This is a genomic window from Mycobacterium sp., assembly GCF_050701675.1.
GTDB lineage: Bacteria > Actinomycetota > Actinomycetes > Mycobacteriales > Mycobacteriaceae > Mycobacterium.
The window spans coordinates 1-4149 of the sequence record NZ_JBOGDD010000078.1 but is presented as its reverse complement, the minus strand read 5'-3'; the positions used below and the strand labels follow the sequence as shown (position 1 = coordinate 4149).

Genomic DNA, 4149 nt, shown 5'->3' with positions numbered 1-4149 from the left:
CCTCAACACTGACTTGGACATCGACGTGAACTCTGGCGAAGCCGTCGACGCACCCGTGGCGCGCCCGCTTGACCCAGGCAACCCTATCAAAGGTTAGGCTTGCCAAAGCTAGGTACATACGGAAGGTAGGACATGCGGGTAGCGACGTTCGGATACCAGACCTGGGGACACAAGACCCTGGAGGCACTCATCAAGTCAAACCACGACGTCGTGCTGGCGGTGACACATCCGCCGAGCGACCAACCGTACGAATCGATTTGGGCCGATTCAGTCGAGGAACTCGCCCGCGACCACGGCATCCCGGTGCACTTGGCGCAACGGCCGGACGCTGAGCTGATCGAGCGGGTGAAACAGGCCGAACCCGACATCATCGTCGCCAATAACTGGCGGACCTGGTTACCGAGGGAACTGTTCGACCTGCCGCCGCACGGCACGCTGAACCTGCACGATTCGTTGTTGCCCAAGTTCACGGGCTTCTCGCCGGTGATCTGGGCGATGATCAGCGGAGCGACCGAGGTCGGGCTCACCGCGCATCGCATGGACGACGAGCTCGACACCGGCGACATCGTTCGGCAGCGGGCCATCCCGATCGGTCCCGGCGACACCGGCACCAGCCTGGTGCGCGCCACCATCGACCTCATCCCCGGGGTGCTGCTGGAATCGTTGGACCTCATCGAACAGGGCACCGCCGAGTGGACGACGCAGAACCTCGACGATCGCACCTTCTTCCACAAGCGCTCAGCACGTGACAGCATCATCGACTGGCGTTGGACCGCAGAGGATTTGGAGCGCTTCGTTCGCGCCCTCTCCGACCCGTACCCGAATGCCGTGACCTACTACCGCGGTCAGCGGGTGCGCGTTCTGCAGGCGTCGGTCTCCCGGTGCCGCTACGGCGGCACGCCGGGGCGGGTGTTCATCGCCGAGGGTGACGGCATGGTCATCGTTGCCGGACCGAATGCGCACCGCGGCGATGGGCCCGGCCTCGTCATCGAACGCGTGCGGCTCGACGACGGCGCCGAGCTGCCCGCGCTGGAGTTCTTCGGTCGCGGCGGCGGCTACCTGACCGATCAGCCGTAGCTCCCGCCACTGACAACCTGGCGAGGCGCGGCGCCGAATTCTGGGTCACCGACGATGGATTCGACGATCTCACCGCAGCGGACCGCGATGTTCGACAGCAGCGACGAACTGAGCCCGTGGGTGTGTTCGGTGCCGCCCTGCAGGTAGATCGACCCGGAGACCTCCCGTGCCGTGCGCAGCCGGTAATCGCGGGCCACCTCCGGTCCGTCTGCCGAGTACACGGTGGGATCACACAGATCACCGAGTATCTCGGGAAGCGACATCGGGACGAACCCGGTGGCGTAGACGACGGCGTCACAGTCGAGCGCCTCGAGCGACTTCGTCGGATGGTGCTCGATGACCACCCGCACCCCTGCGTCGTCCTCGGTCGCCGAGACGACACCGGACGCGCCATGGAAGTACAGCCTGCGTTGACCGGCCACCCGTTCGGCGTACTCGCGGGCGTAGAGCGCCTCGATCAGCGGCAGGTCGACGACCGAGTAGTTGGTCGCGCGGTGATAGTCGAGAAGCCGTTGCCTGACCGTCGGTTCCGCGGTGTAGAAGTCGTCGACCGCCGCCGGGTCGAAAACCCGGTTGGCATAGGGACTGTCGTCGGCAGGGCTGTATCCGTACTTCGCGAAGACCCCGTGAACCTCGGCCGCCGGATAGGTGGTGTGTAGGTAGTCGGTGACTTCGGCGGCGCTCTGGCCCGCTCCCACGACGACGAATCGGTTATGGGTGATCGGCGGGAGGTCGGGAAGCTTGTTCAGCAGGCCGTGGTTGTGGAACTGGCGAGGCGTCTCGTCGACCCCGCCGGGCAGCTGCGGCTGCAGGCCTCCCGCCAGAACGACGGCGCGGGCCCGCAGTGTCTCCTTGCCCGAACCTTCGACGTCGACCGCCAGCCAGCCACCCTCGTCGCGGACGGCGACCGCCCGCGTGGCGTAGTGCACCTTCGCGTCCACCCTGTCCGCGGCCCATTCGAGATAGTCGTGGAATTCGAGTCGGGTGGGGAAGAACGTCTGGTGGTTGATGAACTCGTTGAGCCGTCTACGTTCGGTCAGATAGTTGAGGAACGTGTACCGGCTGCGCACGTTGCGCTGGCTCGCCAGATCCTTGAGGAACGAGATCTGCATCGTCGTCCCAGGGATCAACATGCCGGTGTGCCAGCCGAATTGCGGCTTGGCCTCGATGAATTCGGCCGAGATCGCCTGGTCGTGGGCACACTGTTCGTTGTGCTCCTCGATGGCGATCGCCAGGCCGAGGTTGGACGGGCCGAAGCCGACGCCGACGACACCGAGGATGCCGCCATCCCCGTTGCTCGACGTCCCGTGCCCGTTGCCGTTGCCGTTGCCGTTGGTGGACATCAGCGGCTCGCCAGCTGGTCGACGGCGCCCGGTACCGGCTGGGCGGGGTCGTTCCCCAGCGCAACGATGCGGTTCCGTTCGTCGACGTGAACGACCCGTGGTGCATAGTCGGCGAGCTCCCGTTCGTCGAGCGCACGGAACGACATGATGATGACCAGATCGTCCGGCCTGATCAGATGCGCTGCCGCGCCGTTGATTCCGATCACCCCGGACCCGGCAGGCCCGGTGATCGCGTAGGTCGTCAGGCGGGCGCCGTTGGTGATGTCGACGACGTCGACCTGCTCACCCTCCAGGATGTCGGCGGCCCGCATCAGGTCCTGGTCGATCGTTATGGAGCCGACGTAGTGCAGGTCGGCCTGGGTGACGGTGGCGCGATGCACCTTGCCGCCCAGCATCGTTCGGAGCATTGCTCGTCCTCCAGCGTTGTTGAGGTCGGTAACGCTCGAGGACCCCACCTGTCGAGCGCCGAAGGTTATCCTAACCTTAGAAGTCTCACAGTTTCAGCCTCCCCCACCTGACCTCGTCCCGCCAGCTGGACGGTCCCCCACGGCCGACGGCAGGCCGGCAAACTCGACCACGATCGGCCCCAACGGCCGGGCGATACCGACGAGACCTGCTCGTCAAGGCATTCCGGGTTCATCGTTCGTCGTCATTGCGACATTTGGGCAATCACTTCGCGCCGGTCGTCGAACCTGGAAGTTTCCTGGCGCGCAACCGGCCGGATGCCCGAGGAATCACCAGCGGAGTCCCCGTCTCCGGGTCGTCGATGATCTGGCACCTCAGGCCGTAGACCTCCTCGACGAGGTCTGCCGTGATGACCTCTGCCGGATCGCCATGAGCGACAATCGATCCAGCCTTCATGGCGATGATCTCGTCGGCGAACCGGCAGGCGTGATTGAGGTCGTGGAGTACCGCGACGATGGTGCGGCCCTGCTCGTGGTTGAGGTCGGCGAACAGATCGAGCAACTCGATCTGATGAGCGATGTCCAGGAACGTGGTCGGTTCATCGAGCAGGATCAGCGGCGTCTGCTGGGCGAGCACCATCGCAACCCACACGCGTTGACGCTGTCCACCCGACAACTCGTCGACCGGTCTGCCCGCGATCGGGGTCACCCCGGTGGCTGCCATGGCCTCGACGACGGCCTGCTGATCATCGCGCGAGTACTGCCGCAGCATGGTCTGGTGGGGAAAGCGGCCACGGGTCACCAGATCGGCGACCGTGATGCCCTCCGGAGCGATCGACGACTGCGGCAGCAGGCCCAGCCGGCGAGCGACGTCCTTGGTGCGCAGTCGGGCGATGTCCGTCCCGTCGAGAATCACCTGCCCGCCGGAGGGCTTGAGCAGTCGGGCCAGCCCCCGCAGAAGTGTCGACTTGCCACAGGCATTGGGGCCGACGATCGCGGTGATCGCGCCTGCGGTGATGTCGACGGTGAGGCCATCGACGATCGGCGTCGCACCGTAGCCGAGCGACAGCTCGCGCGCTCCGAGCAACTCGGTCCAGGGTCGCTGCGCTCCTGCCCTCTGGTGCCTCACGTCATCCCTTGACATTCACGTCCCTTCTACCGGCGCCGTGCCTGCAGGACCAGCAGGTAGACGAGGTACAGCCCACCCAGGGTCACGGTGACCGCACCCACCGGCAGTTCGGCAGGCGCAAAGATCCGGAGTGCGATCAGGTCACTGGACAGCAGCAGGAACCCACCCATGGCGGCGGCGGAGATCAGCCCGACTC

The 4149-nt window shown here is 65.7% G+C and carries 5 protein-coding genes; 1 reads left to right on the top strand and 4 read right to left on the bottom strand.

Annotated features, from left to right (window positions below):
• The first annotated feature begins 132 nt into the window (after positions 1-132).
• Entirely contained in the window at positions 133-1077 is a 945-nt protein-coding gene (locus ACRDUX_RS02420) for a methionyl-tRNA formyltransferase (protein ID WP_526410658.1), read from the top strand.
• Here the strand turns inward: ACRDUX_RS02420 and ACRDUX_RS02415 are convergent.
• The 4 genes from ACRDUX_RS02415 to ACRDUX_RS02400 form a co-directional block, all read right to left on the bottom strand.
• Positions 1068-2420: a lysine N(6)-hydroxylase/L-ornithine N(5)-oxygenase family protein gene (locus ACRDUX_RS02415; RefSeq protein WP_526410656.1), complete on the bottom strand. Its 1353-nt coding sequence runs from the start codon at positions 2418-2420 to the stop codon at positions 1068-1070. The genes ACRDUX_RS02420 and ACRDUX_RS02415 overlap by 10 nt on opposite strands.
• Complete coding sequence (gene panD, locus ACRDUX_RS02410; RefSeq protein ID WP_526410654.1) at positions 2420-2827, bottom strand: aspartate 1-decarboxylase; 408 nt, start codon at positions 2825-2827, stop codon at positions 2420-2422. Before panD ends, ACRDUX_RS02415 begins: the two co-directional genes overlap by 1 nt.
• A gap of 262 nt (positions 2828-3089) precedes the next feature.
• Positions 3090-3968: an ABC transporter ATP-binding protein gene (locus ACRDUX_RS02405; protein ID WP_526410652.1), complete on the bottom strand. Its 879-nt coding sequence runs from the start codon at positions 3966-3968 to the stop codon at positions 3090-3092.
• Between the two features lie 11 nt (positions 3969-3979).
• The gene (locus tag ACRDUX_RS02400) at positions 3980-4138 is read right to left on the bottom strand and encodes an iron chelate uptake ABC transporter family permease subunit (protein WP_526410660.1); all 159 of its coding nucleotides are present in this window, start codon (positions 4136-4138) and stop codon (positions 3980-3982) included.
• Positions 4139-4149 lie beyond the last annotated feature (11 nt).